Origin of the sequence: Streptomyces sp. NPDC017993, from assembly GCF_044328065.1 — a bacterium.
Classification (GTDB): domain Bacteria; phylum Actinomycetota; class Actinomycetes; order Streptomycetales; family Streptomycetaceae; genus Streptomyces.
The window spans coordinates 26,121-44,557 of the sequence record NZ_JBIRGO010000024.1 but is presented as its reverse complement, the minus strand read 5'-3'; the positions used below and the strand labels follow the sequence as shown (position 1 = coordinate 44,557).

The window sequence follows — 18,437 nt, the reverse complement described above, 5'->3', positions numbered from 1 at the left end:
CTCGACATCCTCAGACCGCCGAACTCCGAAAAATACGTCACGGCACTGCGCGCTGCGCGACGCCATCATGCAGGCCTCAGCCCGGCTGGCCCATCCCGCTCCTACCGTGCGTACGCGGACCGCCGGCCCCGGAGCCTGGCGGTCTCCCCCTCCGATCCACACCAAGCAAGCCGGGGTGGCGTCGTCCTGCAACCTGTGCGGCGCCCCGGAGTAGCGCAAGGGAACTGATCGACGGGATGCCTCGTCCGTGGCACCCATTCGTCGTCATGGGCCGGCTGCGCGCGCATTGCCTGTACGACCGGCGCGACAAGCCCCGACTGACGGGTGTGATCCTGCGGATCTTCCACCACGCGTTCAGCGGCAGCAGCACCATCCCGCTCAACACCGTCGAAGCCCAGGTGCTGTACGAGGCGCTGCCGCGCGTGTTCGCGCGCAATGGGAGCCAGCGCCTGCAAGAGGCACTGGCTGTGCTGCAGAAGGGGATGGAGGTCCCTCGCCGCAGTCGACGCCCTTCAAGCCGCGAAGCCGAAAACCTAGGGCGTCGACGCCTCCACCCTCGCCGCGGTCGCCGAGCTTCTGCCCCAGTGTCAGAGCAACCCGCGAAGGATCGACACGACGCACTTCGCCAAATCGCATGCTGTGGCGACAAGCCGTCCCCCCCAGGGCACGCCTACCGCCCTATACGAGCGGGGCGGCCCTTCTGGGGGTGACCGACGCTGTGAACGACTCACTACCGGCCAGCCGTGGGCTCTGCGACGCCCACCGCCTGGCTCAAAGCAGAGCGATCACGTCACCGGGCGTCGCGGGTAAGCAACCTGTCCACGTCGTTGCCAACGGAGCCAGGGGCCGTCGTATCCCGCACGTTGTTGGTTCCAAGAAGATCATCCACGGTGGCGCCAAGGGTGTTGCGATCAGCGACGCCGGGGCGTCCATCGAGAGCCAACAGGCCGCCGCCGGGCGGTTGGGGTGCGGCATGTGCGACGGAGGTGAAGGAGAAGGCGGCCCCTGCGATGGCGACAGCGGCGAGTACACGCTTGGTGTTGTTCATGATCCATCAACGATCTTCAGCCGCAGGGGTCACTTGCGGGCTCCCGCCGGCGCGACGTCATGACTTGTGATCCTCCCTCGCATGTCCCGATCGCGTTCGCCCCCCCCAGATCCAGACCTTGATTAAATTGAGAACCGCAAGCTCGGGGCCGCTTCGCTTGAGGGACCTGAAACGCCCTTCGTCCATTCCGGGAACCCTGATGGGTTTCCCCAGGTCAGCACGCTCTCCACTGAGGGTGATCCACCCGCTCGGGATCCAGCCGGCGAAGTGCCCCTCGGTGAAGAGATCGAGGCGGGGAAGCTCCAGCGCGGACGCAGCGCCTGCGACCTCCCAGCAGGGCGCCCAGAGGACAGCGGCGCCGCACTTCCGCCCTGTCACAGGGGAAAGGGGGCCAGGCCCTTCTAGGTGCGCCACAAAGAGCTTGTCTTCCCTGCGCACTTGACACCGCATATGCGGCGCTAGATGAAGTACCGGCCCTCCATGTCCCGCACCGTCTCCTGGGAATGCCGCACGCGGAACGCGGTGGTCTGCATCTGCTCCCACCCCCACGGGTCCGAATGTCCCAGCGCCAGGCCCGCCAGGCCCGCCCAGTGGACCTCCTTCGCGTCCTCGTTCAGGTCGACGCCGGCGTTGTCGAGCATCCAGTCACGCAGGTCCAGGGCGGCGATCACCGCGTGCGGGTCACCGGAGACGACGAACGGCTCCTCCCCCGGCCACCCGGACGCGTGGAACATCGCACCGTCCGGCAGCCACACGATGTCCTCCGTATGCTCCATGCCCCCGTGGTAGGTAACCCGGCCCACGATCCGCGCATCGGGAAACCGCTCACGCAGTTCACCGGCCATCGACCTCAGCGGCTCGTCATTGCCGTCGGTCGCGAACGCCGGATCCGCGATCCCCACCATGCTCCCCCACACCGCGACATGCACCACGTCCAGATCGGCACGCGCAGCCGAGGGCAACGGTGTCTGCACGGAACGCGGCCCGAGGTCCTCCAGCACCACCTCAATGCTCTCCAGCGATTCGGCGAACACGCGGGCCTGCGCCGGGTCTTGAGGCGGAAGGCTCCGCGCATCGATGTTGAAGGGCGCCTCAAAAACGGTCAGGTGGCACAGGCCCATCGAACCACGCACTATCCGGTCCGCAGCAGAAGTCCAGTAACTGCTCTCGTTCATGCGGGTCACCGTAGCCGCCAGCTGTGACAGCCAGTCCCGAAGCCAGCCGATGTTGCGTGCGGGGTAGGCGCGGGGTCGTGAGGTCGAAGATGCGCCAGGACAGCTCACCCCTGGTCGTGTTCTCTCTCTTCACCGGCTCATCACGGCCCAAAGCACCAGCTTGGGAACCGTGCCGACCGCCGCCCCGATGCTCGCCGTCGGCTTCGGCCTCGGGATGATAAGCGCTCCTCTAGCCGACCTCATCCTCGGCCAGGTCGCCCATCACCACGCAGGATCGGCCTCCGGTCTCTTCAAAACCGCCGCCCAGCTAGGCATCGCGCTCGGCACCGCCCTGACCACCGTCATCTTCTTTATCCACATCAGTGCCGGCACCCGCGGCTCCGCCGTGAGTACCGCCTTCACCAACAGCCTCTGTTACGTCGTCGGCACCCTGATCACGATGTGGGTGCTGATGCTCCTGCTTCCCAAACCGACCCGCACCAGCTGACGCACGAGGGACGACGGCGCCCCGGACCGTCACCGCACCTTCCACCTCCAGCCCGCCCATCCCATGTGCTGAACACACGCCTTCATCGGCGCGAAAGGAAGGGGTGCTTGGCCGATCGAGCGGCCGTGGTGATGTGGCGGGGCGCCACTACCCCCTTGCCAGGCCAGAGGTGTCCGTCCGCACCTCCGCCGACCGGCGCCGCACGCTCATGACCGGCAGCAGAGCGACCCGGCGTAGTTGAACCACCGGGGCGGGGGTACCCGACTGGCCATCTCATGACATATGTCATCGCCAGGATGTGACTCAAGGCCCTGCATGGCCGGCTGCCGATTCTCGTAGACTCAACATCATGATCAAATCCCACAAAGTTGGACGAGATGACTCCTGGGAAGGCGTCGTCATCGATAAGTCCCGAGGCATGCTCGACGGCTCGAACATGTACCACTTCGTCGAAGTACGCCTTGCCGACAGCGAACCCGTGAAGGTCCGGATCGGCCGCCAGCTCTGGAAGTCGATCGCGGTCGGCGACCGGATCGTCAAGCGGCCGGGCGCCGACCCGGCCAAGGGGTAGCCCTCCGAATAAGCCGGCCACCGCCTGCGTCGCGGCCGCGACGGCGGCCGGCCCCCCGGCTTCGCCCCACAGACCTACAAGAGCGCAACACCGTTGAACGCTGCATCGGCTCAAGCAGTGGAGCGGCCTCGCCATGCGAACCGACACCTCGGGCTACGTTGCTGGGTGATAACGGCGTTATCACCGACTCAGGCCGTCCGGGCAGCGGCTGTTTCAGGTTGTGTACGTCTCAGTCGGCCCAGACTTCGGGATCGAGCCCTGCTCGACACCATCGCCAACTCCACGACACTGGCCACCTTCGTCAGCGAACAGACCCCACTCGTCTGGCCCGTCGGCCACGACCTGCGCCGCATTCCCCTCAAGGAGCCAACTCCGCTCTACCCGCACTCACTGATCTGGCGCACCGACAACCCATACCCCTCCCTGGCCACCCTGCGCCGCCATCTCACCTCTGCCTATCCCGGCCGACCCAACAACGGCATCTGGGCACCGAACTGGAGCCGGCCGTGCAGCCGAATACGCCCTGAATCGACAAGCCAGGAGAGACACCGTCCCGACCCGCCCATGGTCGTTCTCACCGATAGCCGCTATACCGATGCTCCCCGAGGCGGATGTTCGGTTTCGTTGAGAGGCCCCGCACCGGCCCCGACCCCGCTGGGAGCTCCCTGTCCCGGGCAGCCACGCGGAGACGGAAAGATGAGTACGGCAACTCACGCCACGGCGACGTCTGCCGACGACGATGAAAAGCGCCATCGTCCAGCCGGGAGACCTCTCATGCTCAGCCGTATCGCCGACACGCTCGTACCAACCTTCGGCCGTCTGTCGGTGACCGCCGATCCTGGCGCCGAGTTCGCGCCAGGGACCCTCATCGTCGCCAACCACACATCCTTGGCGGACCCCGCGGTCGTGCTGGCCGCCCTGTACCGTCTCGGCGCCGAGCCGCTGATCATGGCAGCCGCCGGCCTGTGGCGCACTCCGCTGCTCGGCCGCGTCCTCACCCGCGAAGGACATATCCCCGTGCACCGGGGCGACCGGCGTGCCGCCGCCGCGCTCGATACCGCGGCACGGCAACTGGAGCAGGGACGGCTGGTCCTCATCTACGCAGAAGGCGGCCTGCCCCGCCGCAAGGACGCGGCCGAAGCGGCACCCGGTACCTTCCGCAGCGGCATGTCCCGGCTGGTCGAGCGCACCAACTCTCCCGTCGTCCCCGTAGGGCAGGCCGGCACACGCCGGGTCACCTCGGGAAGCATTGCCAAGCAACTCTCCGGTCTGGCCACCGCACCGCTGCGCCGACCCACCCTCCACGTTCACGTCGGAGCCCCGCTGGAGCTCGCCGGCAACCATGGCGGACGGACCACCAAGGCCCGCACAGCGGTGACAGCTGCGTGGCGCACCGCGGCCGCCCACCTCGGAGAACCTGCCGCCCTCGCCGCGTAGAACTCGTTCTGCTCGCCGTCCGACAGACAGCGACCCCGCAGGAGCAGTCAAATCGACGGCCGGGCACCGCCCGAGGTCGTGCAGTGGCCGGCCCGGCCGCGGCTTGAACGCCCATGTACTCGCCACCCCCGGCGCGACCCGCATCTCAACGACCCGTTCCACGAACTCATCGCCCTGCTCACCGCCGCGAACGTCCGCCTTCGCTCGTCTGCTGTGACGCCTTAGCAGCTTGGGCGCGGCCGACCGCAGCGGGCGCTGCCGACCCCGGGCACGAGAAATGAACTCATGGATCGACTGCTGCACCTTGACCGCACCCTCGATGAGCTGGACCCGCCCCGCTGGACGGCTCCGGCCGTCGACGCGACCCACCTGGTCCACAAGGTGCATGAGTTGCGAAGTCTGGCGCTGAGTGAGCTCCGCCCGGCGGACCTGCGCGTGCTCATCACGCAGCGGGTGGCCCTGCCGCACGTCCTGCCACTCGCGGTGCGCTTGCTGCTTCAGGATCCGCTGCTGGACGCACACTTCTACGAGGGGGACCTGCTGCTCGCAGCCGTTGCAGCGCCGGCCCCGGCCTGGGCCGTGTGCCCGGACCTCGCCGCGCGGCTGCGCGCCGTGATCGCGTCTCTGCCCGAGGCGTCGGTCGCCGACCTGCCGCGCGGCGCCGCCGAGGAACTCACCCGCTTCGTCGCGCGGCCCGACACACCTAGCTGACTTGATCAAGACGTCGGCTGACGAGGCCACCCAGGCGACCGTAGCCGGGCACGGGCCCCACCACGGCCGCCCGGATGACCGGCAGCCCTGACCTTCCAGCTATCCGGCGCAGCCTGGGAGCCCCTGGGCCGCAGCAGATCCGCCGCTCGAAATGCCCCACCTCATGCCTAAAAGGTCAGCGACGCGGACTGATCTCGCGTGCCGGTCAGTTCTGGCTGACGGTGGCGGGCTCGCCGTGGCCGGGGGGTTCGCTGACGGCCGTGTCCCCGTCGGCGCTGCCGTGATCTTGAGCGTCGGCGCCCGCGATCCGTGGAGGCAGCTTCGCCGCGACGACGATCGTCACCAGGGCGAGGGCGGCCGTAACACCAAAGGCCAGCTTCATTCCGCTCACCTGTGCAGGTACGGCAGCGACGCCATCGGCGACCAGGTGGGTGGTGCGCGCGGACATCACCGTCACCACAAGCGCGGTCCCGAACGCTGCGGCGACTTGCTGCAACGTCCCGAGCATCGAGCTGCCGTGGGAGTACAGATGCGGGGGAAGCCCGCCCATGCCGAGCGTGAAGACCGGGGTGAACGTCGCCGCCAAGCTCACCATCAGCAGCGCGTGCAGGCCCAGCACCTGCCAGTACGGCATCGTCGTGGAGACCTGGGTGAACCCGCCGAGGGCGAGCACCATGCCGATCGAGCCGGGCACCACAAGCAACCGACCACCGAATCGATCAAAGATCTTTCCAATGGACGGCCCCAGCAGACCCATGCCCAGACCGCCCGGCATCACCAGCAGGCCGGTCTCCAACGGGCTGAGCCCGCGCAGGTTCTGCAGGTACAGCGGCAGCAGGATCATCGCGCCGAGCATCGCCAAGAACCCGATGGACAGGAGGGCCAACGACAGGCTGAAGGTGCGGTGCCCAAGGGTGCGCAGGTCCATCAGAGGCACACCGGTGCGTTGCAGCTTGAGCTGACGGATCACGAAAACCGCGATTGCCGCGCCCCCGGCGATCACGATGCCCGTGGCCAGCCCGACCTTTCCGTCACTGTCACCGAAGAGGCTCAGGCCATACACCAGGCCACCGAACCCGAATGCCGCCACGCCGACGCTGAGCCAGTCGATAGAGCTCACCTGCGGCTCGCTGATGTTGTCCAGTTTGCGCAGCCCGAAGAAGGTCACCAAAGCCGCGATCGGCACGACGACCACGAACAGCAGCCGCCAGGAGCCGACCTGCAGAATCAGCCCCGACACAGCAGGTCCGAGCGCGGGGGCCACGGATATCGCCAGGGTGACGTTGCCCATCACCCGGCCGCGGTCGTGATCGGGCACCACGATCATCAACGTCGTCATCAGCAAGGGCATCATCACGGCCGTGCCTGCGGCCTGCACGACCCGGCCCATCAGCAGCACCTCGAAGGAGGGCGCCACGGCCGACAGGACGGTACCCGCAAGGAACACGCCCATGGATATCGCATAGGCCTGGCGCGTGGTGACCCGCTGCAGGAACCAACCGGTGATCGGAATCACGACGGCCATGGTGAGCATGAACACGGTGGACACCCACTGCGCCGATTGCTCGCTGATGCGCAACGAGTGCATCAATCTCGGGATCGCGTTGATCATGATCGTCTCGTTGAGGATCACCACGAAAGTGGCCAGTACCAGCAACCGCACCACCGTCGGTGTGCGGCCCGCCTTCACGGCCGGTCGTTCTGGGATCGCAGCTGACATTGCAGCACCTCGCTGGGCTTCCTGGTCGCAGTCGCCTCGCAGCCGAGGGCCGCCGGCATGGATGTGGGTAGTGACCCGATAAGACCTGCACGACTGGCAGGACTCATCGGTCGGATCAAATTGTTTCGCATCGTTACCGAGATCTCCCCCGAATTTCGTCTGATCCACGAAGATCGACGGCAGCCGGGCGACCCCACGCTTCCCTGAGCCCGAGGAAGCTCAGAGACGAACGATGAGCGCTCTGCGGGGCGGACCCAGCGCCTCGTAGTGTCCTTCAGGCTCCTTGAGATCGCGAACGAATGAGGTCGCGGCGAGCCGTTAAGCGGTCGGCCTCCGGTCCGCAAACCAGGCTGCGCCTTCGTTGATCTTGCCCGTGCGCTGCTCGCCGTCGGTAGTTGTCGCAAGGGGGCTCCGACGGCTCTCCCCCGTGCTGTCCCGCCGGGCCGATCGGGGGCCGGCCCCCCGAGCAGACAGCAACGAGACTGCGCTCGACGTCCACATCGTTGGCGTAACCCTCGCGACACTCCGCGATCCACTGTGCGAGAGGCCGGATTCTAACCCGCACCGGAGCTCGGGTCAGCACTGTTTACCTCAGCCCACAGGGCGCTTCTGATTCTCGATGTACTGCTTCACGACGGTTAGTGGCGCCCCGCCGCAGCTTCCGGCGAAGTACGAGCCGGACCAGAAGTGGCCGCCCCACAGGTACCGGCGGACGTGCTCGTCGTACTCCTTGCGCAGCAGCCGGGCGGAGACGCCCTTGAGGGAGTTGACCAATTTGGAGAGCTGCATCTTCGGCGGGTAGTGCACGAGCAGGTGTACGTGATCCTCCTCGCCGTTGAACTGCTTTAGCTCGGCCTCGAAGTCGGCGCACACCTCCCGCATTATCTCTTCGCACCGCACCAGCATGGCGTCGGTCATGGCATCGCGCCGGTACTTCGTGACAAAAACCAAGTGGACATGCAGGTTGTAGACGACATGACGACCGGTGCGTACATCAGGCTTTGGGTTCCAACGTGGTGACATGGACCAAGTATGTATGATGAGCGCTATGCAGCTCAGGCACGGGTTCCGCCTGTACCCGAACGGTCCTCAGCGCTCGGCGCTGGCCAGGGCGTTCGGGTGCGCTCGGGTAGTCTTCAACGACGCGCTTCGCGCTCGTGAGGACGCCCGCGTCACCGGGCAGCCGTTCGTCACCTCCGGCGAGCTCTCCAAGCGGCTCACAGCCGCGAAGAAGACCCCAGACCGAGCTTGGCTGACAGAGGTTTCCTCAGTGATCCTCCAGCAATCCCTTCGGGACCTGGACGCTGCGTACCAGAGCTTCTTCGACGGCCTCAAGGGCAAGCGCCCGAAGATGGGCCCGCCTCGTTTCAAGTCCAAGAGAGACACCCCGCAGGCCGTCCGTTTCACCGCAAACGCCGGATGGAAGGTCACCCTCGGCGGCAAGCTCCGGCTTCCCAAGGTCGGCGACGTGACCGTGAAGTGGTCCCGCACCCTGCCGTCCACCCCCACCACCGTGACCGTGATCAAGGACAGCGCCGGAAGGTACTTCGCGTCGTTCGTCGTGGAGACCGGCCCGGAAGAAGTCCTACCGCCCACCACGCCCGAGGTTGGGATAGACCTCGGCCTCGGGCACTTCGCCGTTCTGTCGAATGGTCGAAAGATTGACAATCCGCGCTTCCTGCGCCGGGCTGAGAAGCAGCTCGAGAAGGCTCAGCGCTCCCTGTCCCGCAAGGACAAGGGAAGTGCCAACCGGGACAAGGCCCGGCTTCGCGTCGCCCGCGCTCATGCGCAGGTGGCCGATGCGCGCCGCGAGTTCCACCACCGGCTCTCCACCAAGCTGATCCGCGAAAACCAAGCCATCGCGGTGGAAGACCTGGCGGTCAAGGGACTCGCCCGCACACACCTGGCCAAGTCCGTGCACGACGCCGGATGGTCGCAGTTCGTGACGATGCTGGAGTACAAGGCCAGTCGGTACGGGCGCACCTTCGTGCGCATCGGCCGGTTCGAGCCCACCTCTCAGGTCTGCTCGGCCTGCGGCATCAAGGACGGCCCCAAGCCCCTCCACATCCGAGAGTGGACCTGTGGAGCCTGCGGGACCGCTCTAGACCGAGACATCAACGCGGCGGTCAACGTCGCGAAGACGGCCGGACTGGCCGTGTCAGCCCGTGGAGCGCAGGTAAGACCGGGACTCGTCCCGGCACAGCGCGATGAAGCAGGAACTCACCCGAAGTCGCGCTCGACAACTGCGCGACAGGCGGGAATCGCCCTCCTTTAGGTGGGCGAGGATGTCAATGGGACAGCAAAGGCATGGAATTCCCTTCCTGGGAGGCCGGGTCAAGCCGTCCGAGCTCACCAGGAGCCTGTCCGCCGCACTCGGGCTTGAGCTACTGGTCGGGGAGGCCACCTCCCCGCGCAGGCATGGCAGGACGTGGCGGCACCCATCGACGCCGGTCGGCCGGTCGGCCTTCAGCTCGACAGCTATCACCTGGACTTTCAGCACCAGGGCGCACTTCGGCGGGCATGTCGTGGCCATGTACGGCTACGACGATGTGTGGCTGAGCGGTTCACATGCCGCCTTTCGTCCGTTGAAGCGCTCAGCCCGGCGAGCGACGCACACGGGAGAGAATCGACTACGACTTCGGCGGCATAAGCCGCGTACGAACGAGCGCTCGCAGCATCGCGGTGCCCGCCCCCACCGCTGCAAGGTGCAGGACCGCCGCGAACGCGAGGTTTTCCGGCAGGGTCGCATCAGCCGGTCGCGCGACTGCCAGGTACAGGGTGAACGGAAGCTTCCAGCCGCTCCAGGCGAACAATGAGCCCGAGCCGATCCAGCCGAGCACCATCGGGCCCCATCGGGGGACTCGTGCGGGCCTGCCTCGGACGGCAGCCAAGGTAGCGGCGGACGCCACGCACGCCCAGAACCCGAAGACTCCGGATAGCACATACCAAGCGAGGTCTCGCTCGCCGCGGTGGGCTACACCTGCGGTGCCGCCCAGCGCCCAGTACAGCCAGATGAGACCGACTGCAGCGGCTACCACGGCCATCCACGGCAGCGCTCTTGGCGAGCCCTCTCCACGGTCCCCGAGCCGGCCCGCGAACGCGTCCGGCCAGCGCCGCCGCAAGTACGTGGGCAGCGCGATGGCCAGGCCCAGCCCCATACCTACAAACCCGATCTGAACCAGCGCAGCCTCCCAGACCGGCATCGACGGGCCGGCGTCACTCCCGCTCTTCGGATTGCCATCCGCCGAGCCCAGCAGCGAACTGAGAACGGCATACGGCAACACCGGGACGAGGAACCCCGTCCCAACCCAAGCGCAGAAAGCCAACGGCGCTCCCGGTATGCGCATTCCCCACGACCGCGTCAGCGCAAGCGCCACCGCGATCCCGACCCCTGCCATACCGATTGTGGCGCTGTTGAGCACCACCCACTCCACCATGCCGAACCCGGTCCCGACCGGCAGCAGCCCCAAGAGCGAACCGAACACCCACGACACCTTGATCAGCAGGTAGGGCGTCAGCGCCAGCGCTGCCCCATACGCCGCTACCCGTCCGACCCGATCCCACCGATCCACCTGAACTCCCCACGCAAGCAACGGAGTTCAAGTCTCATTCATCACTGGCCCTACGGGCGTCAACCGCCGGGCGCATCCATGTCATCACCCAGGAGGAGTGAAAATCAGCCGACGGGAGCGCATAGAACTGCTGGCGCACGAGGAGCCGCCAATTCAAGCCTTCAGCCGCCAGATGCAGCGCTCAGGCACCCTCGGAATTGATCATCTAAGGAGCTGGTCCGGCGGGTGGAGCGCTAGGTGCCGCGGTCAGTTTGCAGCTCTTGCCTGGGCGGGGCTTGGTAGTCGCGGCCTCCGAGAGAAGGGCTTCCCTGCGGGTGGCGCAGCCGTCTTGGTCTGCGTCGCTTAACAGACGGAACTGGTCCCGCTCGTATCAGGTGCGCGATTCGTCGTCGACTTTCAACTGCGCAATAGCATCGGGCAGTCGCAGGCCGGCGCCGGCGGGGCGGCTTCGGCTGAGCGCTGACCGGATGCCCGCTGATCGGCCGGCCGAACTGGTCAACGAGGGTGACGTCCCAACGTAGCGAGTGATGACGTGCGGAAGGCCATCTGCGGGCAGCTGGTGACCCACCACCGATACTGAGCTCCGTAGGCTTTCGGAGGTGAGTTACAGGAGACCGATCGGCAGGTTCTCCGCAGTGTTGAAGGTGAAGGCGGCCGGCATCAGGGCTACGAGCACCGACGACCTGCGCCATGGGACCGGTCGCGTCGTGACCCTACGGACTCTTCCTGCCCTCGCCCCTTGCGCCTGCTCCGTGGCATCGTCCATATAGGTGCTTCACAGGGCTCACCGTCCCACCGCCATCGAATTCATGTGTCACGCTCCCACGGCCGGCAAGGCCGGTGAACCTGATGACGATGCTCCGGGAGAACCTCCAAGCTGCGCAGACGTTACGTTCTAGGAAGAGGGACGCCCCCGAGAGATGGGGCCTCCGCCGCCGCACAGAGTGAACTGCTCAGTGGCGGAATGAGCACACGGCGTTCGACGCCGAGGGACGATAGCGTGACACCGCCCGCCGGACCTCGGGTCATCGGGCTCGGTGCGGCACAACGCGGGAGAGTCAATGAGTAAACGGTTCCAAGAACTCGACTGGCGTCGGACGCCGTTGGGTGAGCTTGCGCTGCGCCGACGGTGGTACCCGGGTATCGACAAGAACGTCTACGAGATCAAGCTCAACGACGAGTTCCTGATGTCGAGCCTGTTCACCTTCGCCGAGGAGGAGTTGGGACGGCTGGCCCTCGCGGAGCTGACGGGTCCCGCGCTCGATGTGCTCGTCGGCGGGCTCGGCCTCGGTTGCACCGCCGAGGCGGTGCTGGCGGACGAGCGCCTGCGCTCCCTGGTCGTCATCGATGCCCTCAGCGAGGTGATCGAGTGGCACCAGAAGGAGCTGATTCCCGCTGAGGTGGCATCGGACCCCCGATGCACGTTGGTGCATGGCGACTTCTTCGCGCTGCTCCGCTCCCCCGGCGGGCTCGCCCCGTCCGCCCCCGGCCGACGGTTCGATGCGATCATCGTCGACATCGACCACTCGCCGAGTCACCTTTTGCACCCCTCGCATGCCGATCTTTACGAAACCGAAGGTCTGCGTCGGTTGAGTGGACAGCTCCATCCCGGTGGGGTGTTCGCCCTGTGGTCGAACGAAGCACCGGACGAGCGATTCACTGCGACGCTTCGGCGGGCATTCACCGAGGTGAGGGCCGAGGTCGTCACCTTCGACAACCCCTTGCAGGAGCGCGAAGCCGCCAACACGGTCTACTTGGCGAAGCGGGCCCCCGGCGAGTAGGCACAACCGACAGTGCTGTCCAGAACCCCGGCATCGAGGCGCCGGCGGCGGATCTGCGAGCCCGAAGGCACCGAAGTGTCTCGCGACAAGGCCGCCCGCGGCTATCGGGCCCTGGGCGGGCGCCGCCCTCGTGCTCAGTGACAGCGACCTGGCTGACGCGCCCCGCTGCAGAGCGTGTGCGCGATTGACGTGGTGGGTTCCTCCCGGCCGGCGAGATCGACGATCACGCTGGACCGATTGCCTTACCTCGGTGTGCAGGGCACCGGCGCCCGCCGCTCGGGCACCAGAAGCCTCCCTGAACTGCTGAACGACAAGGTCGGCCCGCACCCTACGCACCTCCGCCGCACGAAGGACTCCTCGTGGGCGCAAAACGCGCAGCCCTACCCGCCGGTACCCCCGGACTTGCCATACCTATCGATAATCAATAGATTTCTATTGCTATTCGACCAAGGGAGTGACGATGGGAAAGCTGACAGTGCTCGCGCTGCGCGCCGTGATGGTGACGCTGCTCGCCGGATCAGTGTTCGCCCAGACGGTGATGGTGGCGATGCCGGCGGGAGTCATGGAGGAGGGCGTCCTCGCGGACCGCCGCACTCCGGTGCTCGTGATCATGGCCCTGGGCGTCGTTACGGTCCAGGTAGTGCTGGTCTGTGTGTGGCGGCTCGTGACGATGGCGCGACGGGGAACCGTGTTCTCCCACGCCGCATTCCGCTATGTCCACCTCGTGATCGGCGCGTTCGTGGCGGCCGCGCTCCTGGTGTTCGCGCTCGGGGTGGTCCTGGCGCCTGGCGAGGCCGTGGCCCCGGGCGTTGTGGTCCTGCTGGGTGGGGTTTCCCTGGCGGTCTTCGGGGTCGCGCTCATCGTGCTCGTGCTGCGGGTGCTGCTCGCACAGGCCCTCGCACGCGACGTCGAGGCGTCGCGGCTGGGGGCCGAGCTGGCCGAGGTGATCTGATGCCGATCGTCGTCGATATCGACGTGATGCTGGCCCAGCGGAAGATGTCCGTGGGCGAACTGGCGGACCGGGTGGGGATCACACCCGCCAACCTGGCGGTCCTCAAGAATGGCCGCGCCAAGGCCGTGCGCTTCACCACGCTCGCCGCGCTCTGCGAGGTGCTCGACTGCCAGCCCGGAGAGCTGCTGCGCTGGGAGCCTGAGAACCCCGGGGACAGGGACGGAGCGGCGCACGAATCCGGAGCATCCGCCCCGGCTGGTTCCTTGCCGTAGTGACCGCAGCCGCGTAGCCGGCCCTCGGCACCGATCACCGGGTACGACGACGCCGGCGACGTCCGCACGCCTCACCCTCGCGGCCCGGGCCCGCGCTGCCCGCACAGCCGGCGCCTGCCGCGCACCGATGCCCGGACCCACATGGAACAGAGCAAACGATGACGACAGCCCACCTCTCCCGCCCTCTAGGGGCCACGGACAGTGTCGACGTACTGGTGGTTGGGGCCGGACTGGCCGGTTTGAACACCGCCACACTCCTCGCCCGACAAGGCCACGACGTGCTCCTGGTCGAACGCCGAACCAATCTTGACGGCGCGATCCGCACCACAGGAATCTTCGTACGCAAGACGCTCGACGACTTCCCGCTGCCCCCCGACTGCCTCGGACCACCGATCCGACGCGTCGTCCTCTACCCGCCCAACCTGCGCCGCCCGGTCAGCCTCACCAGCTCCCGCGACGAGTACCGGGTGGGCGACATGGCACCACTCTACGAAGCGTCGGCCGCCGCCGCGGCCGACGCCGGCGTACGCATAGCACTGGGCACGCGATATGCCGGCCGACAGGGCAACACCTTCCACCTGGCCGGTCGCGACAGGCCGACCGTGGTCCGAGCCCGCTTCGTCGTCGGCGCCGACGGAGCCCGCTCAACAGTCGCCCGCGACCTCGCTCTCGACCGCAACCACCACCTGATCGTCGGCGCCGAAGAGGTCTTCGAAATACCCGGAAGCGACGAGCCACCGACATTCCACTGCGTACTCGACCCCTCACTCGCCCCCGGCTACCTGGCGTGGGTCGTCAACGACGGGCAGCACGCACATGTCGGCGTCGCAGGCTATGCCGACCGTTATCCAGACGGTCTTCGCCGGGCGGCGGAGCGGTTCAGCACCTCAGCGCCTGGCCTGACAGGCATCAAGCGGCCCGAACGGGTGGAGCGGCGCGCGGGCCCCATTCCCGTCGGCGGCCTGCTGCGCCGGATCAGCTGCGCCGACGGGCTTCTCGTGGGGGACGCGGCAGGCGCGGTCTCCCCACTCACCGCAGGCGGCCTGGACCCCTGCCTACGGCAGTCGGAACTCGCAGCCGAGGTCCTCAACGACGCGCTGCACACCGGAAAACCAGAAACCATGACCCACTACGACGGAGCCGCACTCCGCGCCAACTTCCGCGGGCGACTCGCACTGCGCCGGGGATTGGCCCACGTACGGACGCCGGCCACAGCAGCAGCGGCGTTCACCCTGCTCCGCACACCGTTCGGCCGAGCCGCGGCAAGCCGAGTCCTTTTCGGCGACAGATCCTTCCCCGACCACACACCCAATTGAGTCCTCCCCTCCCTGGAGGGAGGGGATTTCTCACCCTCCAGGGCTGATGTGGGATTTCTGGCTCACGCTGCCAGGTGGGGCAGCGCCCGTCTGGACTTGTGCGATCAGCACCAGCCGGGTTGAGACCAGCACGGACCAGCGCCGTTCTTCCGCGCCAGCGGAGATATCAATCCCCGCATATGCGCAAGCGTCGATTCACTCGGTTTCGACCTGGAGAAACGATGCACGAACCGCTCGTGCAGAGCCTTCAGTTCACCCGCCCACGACCGGGCATCAGACAGCTCCCCACCCATGAGCAGACCAATGACCGACCGGTCCAACCGTCACGACAAAGACCGTTGCAGTACTAGTGCCTTGCGCAGCGGCTAACTGTTGGGGTGGTAGCGGCAGGACGAATCGTCGCAGGAGGTGGGTACCTCCCACCGGCTACTGATGCGGTGCAGGAGGCCCTGATCCGCGGACCGGGCGGGGAGGTTGCACAAGATTTCGGTGGCGGAGTAGATCGGGCGCGCGTCGTCCTCGATGTGCTCGGGGTCGGTGTAATGGAATTCCTCCCGGCGTTCCCAGGGCAGGGTGATGTGCGGCCGGTGGTCGTGGGGGTTGTCGTCGGCGAAGGAGGGGTGGAGCTGCCACTGGGTGCCGAAGGCGCGGTTGTGGACCTCACCGAGGTACCAGGCCGCAACCGCGACCAGGGGCGTGTCCATCACCTTGCGGGCCTGAGCGGGGCTGTCGAACGCGTCCCGGATGAGCGCTTCGAGCCGGGGGAGAGAATCCACGGTGAAGTCCCACGGCCTGCGGCCGGCGCGTTCCTTCGCCCAGGCGGGGAATCCGGTGCGCTGCTGTTCCAGCCACTTCTCCAGCACCGGGTTGTGGGCGCTGACGTGGTCTTGGGCCTTCTCTTCGCGCAGGTACTCGGCGTACTCGTCTTCGTCCATGTCGCGCGGGTCGGTCCACTCCATGCCCCGAGACTAGGCGACCCATGTGTGCGCGGTGTCAAGATCCCGCATGGCACGTGAGTTGTCGGTGCGCCGTCAGTAATTCCCGTGCAGAAAGGGAGAGTTGAGTCCCTGTGGCGAACGGTGCTCTCGTGCGAGAGGTAGCCGCTCATCATGCCCGGTCCGGTGACCCACACGTGGCCGGTCTCCCAGTGAGGGAGGGGCGGCCTTGCGCGTCGCGCACCTCGACGCTCGCGCCAGGCGCCGGCCGGCCCACTGAGGACAGGACGTCGGGCGTCCCATCGACATGGTCGGCAGGCGGAAAGCTGGTGATGAGGCCGGGGAGCCCGTAGACGCCCTGGAGCACGGGCCCGAAGCGCCTCAGTGCTTCGCGGAGGCGCTGTGGTGGGGTCGGAGCGGTTCCGTAGAGGACACACTGCAAGCTGGAGAGATCCGTCGCGGCGAGGTCGGGGTGCTCCAGAACCCGGACCAATTGTGCGGGGGTGAGGGTGATGCGAGTAAGACGGTCGGTGCTGACGGCTTTCAGGAGGCGGTCTGCGTCAAAGCCCTCGTGCAGGAACAGGGTGCCGCCCGCCATGAGGGCGGGGATTCCGATATACCACGACAGGTGGGATATCTCGCCGCGCAAAAGGCGCCGCACGCCTGCGCCGTCGGCGCCGGCCATCGCGTCGAGGAGCGCCTCATACATCCGGTGGGTGTGGACCACCGTGTGGACCACCCCCTTGGGTGCCCCCGTGCTCCCTCCGGTGCACAGCAGCGTGCGGATCTGGTCCCGGGGCGCGCTCTGTGGCGCGAACGCCTCGCCGGGCCGGCGTGCCGTCGTCTCGGCGAGCAGATCCGTTGCCTCCGGACCGGGTCCCAGGGAAAGCAGGCGCCCGCAGGGCACTGCCGCAGTCAGGTCCTTGGCAGTGGCGGCGTCGGCGGGATCGAAGACCAGCGCGGCCGGCCGCAGTTCACGCAGAAACGCTTCCAGCCCCGGACGCGCGCTGTCCCTGGCCAGGTGCGCTACCGGCCGTCCGAGCACATGGCCGGCGAGGTGCACGGCCAGGGTGTGAGGACGGTTCCCGGCCAGGATGGCAACCGGCCCCTCCCGCTCCATACTCCCGCGCAGGGCGGACACCATGTGCGAGGTGACCTGAGCCAGGTCCTGGTAGGTCCACCTCTGGGTGCCCTGCGACAAGGCCAAGCGAGTCGCCTACCGGCCGGTAGGCGCGTTCAGTAGTTGCGCGACGTAGCTCCCTGCCACGGCCTCTCCTCACACTGGAAATGGGACGGCAATCGATCAACAGCTGTGATGTGCCCTCCACCGGTGTCCCCACCCCGCCCCCACGGACCTCTCACCCATCGGGAGTAGTCGAGCTCGCGCAAAACGGAACGCGCCACGGCCGGCCAGGACCCAACTCCGCGGCGCCCGGTTCCCTTCTCGGCCTTATGGACGGTCAGGCGCCAGACGCGCTCCCCCTCCCCCGCCGGCCCTGCCTGCTCCGCAGGCTCATCAGCGCATCCAGCGCCCGGCAGGCGCAGGCTTGAGGAGCCCGCCGATGGCGGACCCTTGGTGATGGACGCCCCGAGCCGAACGGCGAGAGCACGGGGCCTGGCGCTGTATTGCGGGAGTTGCGGGGCCGTCTGGCAACGCGGGTGGATGCCAGTGCCCGTAGGGGCCTCATTCGCCTGTGTTGGCGGCCACCTTGTCCTTGCCACCGAGGGCAGGGCGAGACCGGGGCGCCGTGGGCACGGGGGACGTGGTTGCAGGGCCGGTCGCTCCACCAGGAAGAAGGAGGGTGCCCTTGCCCCGTTCAGACCTCACCGAGACGCGCATCAGACGCCGTGCTGTTTGCCTGTAGGCGCAGCCGTGTCACCGGGCCGCATCCGTCGAACAGTAGGAGCGAGGTGGTCGAGTACCGGAGATCCCCTCCCCTCCACAAGGAGCTGAGATGGCCAGACACAAGAAGCTCGACATGCAAGCCGCAGAGGCAAACCGCAAGGACGGCATGGGTGTGCATCGTCCGGAGTCACAGCAGCGAACCACAGACAAGACGGGCAGAAGTGCATCGAGCCCGCCCCCTGCAACCACGGAGAACCAGACCGCACCTTGATCAAGCCGCAGTATGGGCTGCGGCGCGCCACGTCCTAGCGGCGACCGGCACCAAGCGGCCAGCCGGGCCACAGAGGCCGGGCACCCTTGACGAGCTTTGCGGGTTCGACAGCACTCCGCCTTCCTTCCGTCGACAGCGTTGATGCGTCCGCAAGGTGGTGGCCGGGCGCGGGGCTGGTGATCGTGAAGTGCTGGCGGCGATCTTGTTCGTGGCGACTACGGGCTGCATGTGGCGGCAGTTGCCGCCGTGTTCGGGCCTGCCCGACCCACGGCCTACCGGCGCTTCGCGTAATCAGGCACGTGCCTCCTCAAACCTTTTGCCACCGGCGTTGACCCAGATGCAC

At 67.2% G+C, this 18,437-nt stretch carries 16 protein-coding genes and 4 pseudogenes; 12 read left to right on the top strand and 8 right to left on the bottom strand.

Going from position 1 to position 18,437, the window contains the following annotated elements; translation table 11 throughout:
• Positions 1–790: 790 nt before the first annotated feature.
• Complete coding sequence (locus tag ACH4FH_RS32810; RefSeq protein ID WP_398559588.1) at positions 791–1,048, bottom strand: hypothetical protein; 258 nt, start codon at positions 1,046–1,048, stop codon at positions 791–793.
• A 458-nt stretch (positions 1,049–1,506) separates the two neighbouring features.
• Positions 1,507–2,223 (bottom strand): DUF6333 family protein, encoded by a 717-nt coding sequence (locus ACH4FH_RS32805; RefSeq protein ID WP_398559587.1) that lies wholly within the window; start codon positions 2,221–2,223, stop codon positions 1,507–1,509.
• 169 nt (positions 2,224–2,392) lie between these two features.
• Between ACH4FH_RS32805 and ACH4FH_RS32800 the strand changes: the two genes are divergently transcribed.
• From ACH4FH_RS32800 to ACH4FH_RS32780, 5 genes and pseudogenes are all read left to right on the top strand, one after another.
• The gene (locus tag ACH4FH_RS32800; protein ID WP_398559586.1) at positions 2,393–2,710 is read left to right on the top strand and encodes a hypothetical protein; all 318 of its coding nucleotides are present in this window, start codon (positions 2,393–2,395) and stop codon (positions 2,708–2,710) included.
• A 349-nt stretch (positions 2,711–3,059) separates the two neighbouring features.
• Complete coding sequence (locus ACH4FH_RS32795; protein ID WP_398559585.1) at positions 3,060–3,281, top strand: hypothetical protein; 222 nt, start codon at positions 3,060–3,062, stop codon at positions 3,279–3,281.
• Positions 3,282–3,507: 226 nt separating this feature from the next.
• A pseudogene (locus ACH4FH_RS32790) lies at positions 3,508–3,797 on the top strand (LysR family transcriptional regulator); the annotation flags it as partial.
• Positions 3,798–4,055: 258 nt separating this feature from the next.
• Positions 4,056–4,718, top strand: a complete 663-nt coding sequence (locus tag ACH4FH_RS32785) for a lysophospholipid acyltransferase family protein (protein WP_398559645.1) — start codon at positions 4,056–4,058, stop codon at positions 4,716–4,718.
• Between the two features lie 285 nt (positions 4,719–5,003).
• The gene (locus ACH4FH_RS32780; RefSeq protein WP_398559584.1) at positions 5,004–5,429 is read left to right on the top strand and encodes a contact-dependent growth inhibition system immunity protein; all 426 of its coding nucleotides are present in this window, start codon (positions 5,004–5,006) and stop codon (positions 5,427–5,429) included.
• A 205-nt stretch (positions 5,430–5,634) separates the two neighbouring features.
• On the opposite strand, the gene ACH4FH_RS32775 is transcribed toward ACH4FH_RS32780, so the two are convergent.
• The gene (locus ACH4FH_RS32775; protein WP_398559583.1) at positions 5,635–7,149 is read right to left on the bottom strand and encodes an MDR family MFS transporter; all 1,515 of its coding nucleotides are present in this window, start codon (positions 7,147–7,149) and stop codon (positions 5,635–5,637) included.
• A 591-nt stretch (positions 7,150–7,740) separates the two neighbouring features.
• Complete coding sequence (tnpA, locus tag ACH4FH_RS32770) at positions 7,741–8,172, bottom strand: IS200/IS605 family transposase (protein ID WP_398559582.1); 432 nt, start codon at positions 8,170–8,172, stop codon at positions 7,741–7,743.
• A gap of 25 nt (positions 8,173–8,197) precedes the next feature.
• Between tnpA and ACH4FH_RS32765 the strand changes: the two genes are divergently transcribed.
• Together ACH4FH_RS32765 and ACH4FH_RS32760 are read left to right on the top strand one after the other, a co-directional pair.
• Positions 8,198–9,424, top strand: coding sequence for an RNA-guided endonuclease InsQ/TnpB family protein (locus tag ACH4FH_RS32765; RefSeq protein ID WP_398559581.1), 1,227 nt, complete (start codon positions 8,198–8,200; stop codon positions 9,422–9,424).
• Between the two features lie 17 nt (positions 9,425–9,441).
• Positions 9,442–9,698: pseudogene (locus ACH4FH_RS32760) on the top strand (BtrH N-terminal domain-containing protein); the annotation flags it as partial.
• 81 nt (positions 9,699–9,779) lie between these two features.
• Here ACH4FH_RS32760 and ACH4FH_RS32755 read toward each other — a convergent pair.
• The gene (locus ACH4FH_RS32755) at positions 9,780–10,721 is read right to left on the bottom strand and encodes a hypothetical protein (protein WP_398559580.1); all 942 of its coding nucleotides are present in this window, start codon (positions 10,719–10,721) and stop codon (positions 9,780–9,782) included.
• A 1,061-nt stretch (positions 10,722–11,782) separates the two neighbouring features.
• Between ACH4FH_RS32755 and ACH4FH_RS32750 the strand changes: the two genes are divergently transcribed.
• The 4 genes from ACH4FH_RS32750 to ACH4FH_RS32735 all read left to right on the top strand — a co-directional run bounded on the left by ACH4FH_RS32750 (position 11,783) and on the right by ACH4FH_RS32735 (position 15,042).
• Entirely contained in the window at positions 11,783–12,502 is a 720-nt protein-coding gene (locus tag ACH4FH_RS32750; protein WP_398559579.1) for a spermidine synthase, read from the top strand.
• Between the two features lie 460 nt (positions 12,503–12,962).
• Complete coding sequence (locus ACH4FH_RS32745; RefSeq protein ID WP_398559578.1) at positions 12,963–13,454, top strand: DUF2975 domain-containing protein; 492 nt, start codon at positions 12,963–12,965, stop codon at positions 13,452–13,454.
• Positions 13,454–13,726 (top strand): helix-turn-helix domain-containing protein, encoded by a 273-nt coding sequence (locus tag ACH4FH_RS32740; protein WP_398559577.1) that lies wholly within the window; start codon positions 13,454–13,456, stop codon positions 13,724–13,726. The genes ACH4FH_RS32745 and ACH4FH_RS32740 overlap by 1 nt, the downstream gene beginning before the upstream one ends.
• A gap of 158 nt (positions 13,727–13,884) precedes the next feature.
• Positions 13,885–15,042 carry an FAD-dependent oxidoreductase gene (locus ACH4FH_RS32735; RefSeq protein ID WP_398559576.1) on the top strand — a complete coding sequence of 386 codons (1,158 nt, stop codon included), beginning with the start codon at positions 13,885–13,887 and terminating at the stop codon, positions 15,040–15,042.
• A gap of 140 nt (positions 15,043–15,182) precedes the next feature.
• Here ACH4FH_RS32735 and ACH4FH_RS32730 read toward each other — a convergent pair.
• The 3 genes and pseudogenes from ACH4FH_RS32730 to ACH4FH_RS32720 all read right to left on the bottom strand — a co-directional run.
• Positions 15,183–15,335: pseudogene (locus ACH4FH_RS32730) on the bottom strand (IS701 family transposase); the annotation flags it as partial.
• 72 nt (positions 15,336–15,407) lie between these two features.
• On the bottom strand, positions 15,408–16,001 hold the full coding sequence (locus ACH4FH_RS32725) for a hypothetical protein (protein WP_398559575.1): 594 nt from the start codon (positions 15,999–16,001) through the stop codon (positions 15,408–15,410).
• Between the two features lie 148 nt (positions 16,002–16,149).
• Positions 16,150–17,178 carry an AMP-binding protein gene (locus ACH4FH_RS32720; RefSeq protein WP_398559644.1) on the bottom strand — a complete coding sequence of 343 codons (1,029 nt, stop codon included), beginning with the start codon at positions 17,176–17,178 and terminating at the stop codon, positions 16,150–16,152.
• A gap of 1,051 nt (positions 17,179–18,229) precedes the next feature.
• Between ACH4FH_RS32720 and ACH4FH_RS32715 the strand changes: the two are divergent.
• Positions 18,230–18,379, top strand: a pseudogene (locus tag ACH4FH_RS32715) (transposase); the annotation flags it as partial.
• Positions 18,380–18,437: the final 58 nt, after the last annotated feature.

Excerpts from the sequence above, each read along its gene's own strand:
- ACH4FH_RS32810 (WP_398559588.1), bottom strand. The coding sequence starts at position 1,048 with ATGAACAACACCAAGCGTGTACTCGCCGCTGTCGCCATCGCAGGGGCC.
- ACH4FH_RS32805 (WP_398559587.1), bottom strand. The coding sequence starts at position 2,223 with ATGAACGAGAGCAGTTACTGGACTTCTGCTGCGGACCGGATAGTGCGT.
- ACH4FH_RS32795 (WP_398559585.1), top strand. The coding sequence starts at position 3,060 with ATGATCAAATCCCACAAAGTTGGACGAGATGACTCCTGGGAAGGCGTC.
- ACH4FH_RS32785 (WP_398559645.1), top strand. The coding sequence starts at position 4,056 with ATGCTCAGCCGTATCGCCGACACGCTCGTACCAACCTTCGGCCGTCTG.
- ACH4FH_RS32780 (WP_398559584.1), top strand. The coding sequence starts at position 5,004 with ATGGATCGACTGCTGCACCTTGACCGCACCCTCGATGAGCTGGACCCG.
- ACH4FH_RS32775 (WP_398559583.1), bottom strand. The coding sequence starts at position 7,149 with ATGTCAGCTGCGATCCCAGAACGACCGGCCGTGAAGGCGGGCCGCACA.
- tnpA (WP_398559582.1), bottom strand. The coding sequence starts at position 8,172 with ATGTCACCACGTTGGAACCCAAAGCCTGATGTACGCACCGGTCGTCAT.
- ACH4FH_RS32765 (WP_398559581.1), top strand. The coding sequence starts at position 8,198 with ATGCAGCTCAGGCACGGGTTCCGCCTGTACCCGAACGGTCCTCAGCGC.
- ACH4FH_RS32750 (WP_398559579.1), top strand. The coding sequence starts at position 11,783 with ATGAGTAAACGGTTCCAAGAACTCGACTGGCGTCGGACGCCGTTGGGT.
- ACH4FH_RS32745 (WP_398559578.1), top strand. The coding sequence starts at position 12,963 with ATGGGAAAGCTGACAGTGCTCGCGCTGCGCGCCGTGATGGTGACGCTG.
- ACH4FH_RS32740 (WP_398559577.1), top strand. The coding sequence starts at position 13,454 with ATGCCGATCGTCGTCGATATCGACGTGATGCTGGCCCAGCGGAAGATG.
- ACH4FH_RS32735 (WP_398559576.1), top strand. The coding sequence starts at position 13,885 with ATGACGACAGCCCACCTCTCCCGCCCTCTAGGGGCCACGGACAGTGTC.
- ACH4FH_RS32725 (WP_398559575.1), bottom strand. The coding sequence starts at position 16,001 with ATGGAGTGGACCGACCCGCGCGACATGGACGAAGACGAGTACGCCGAG.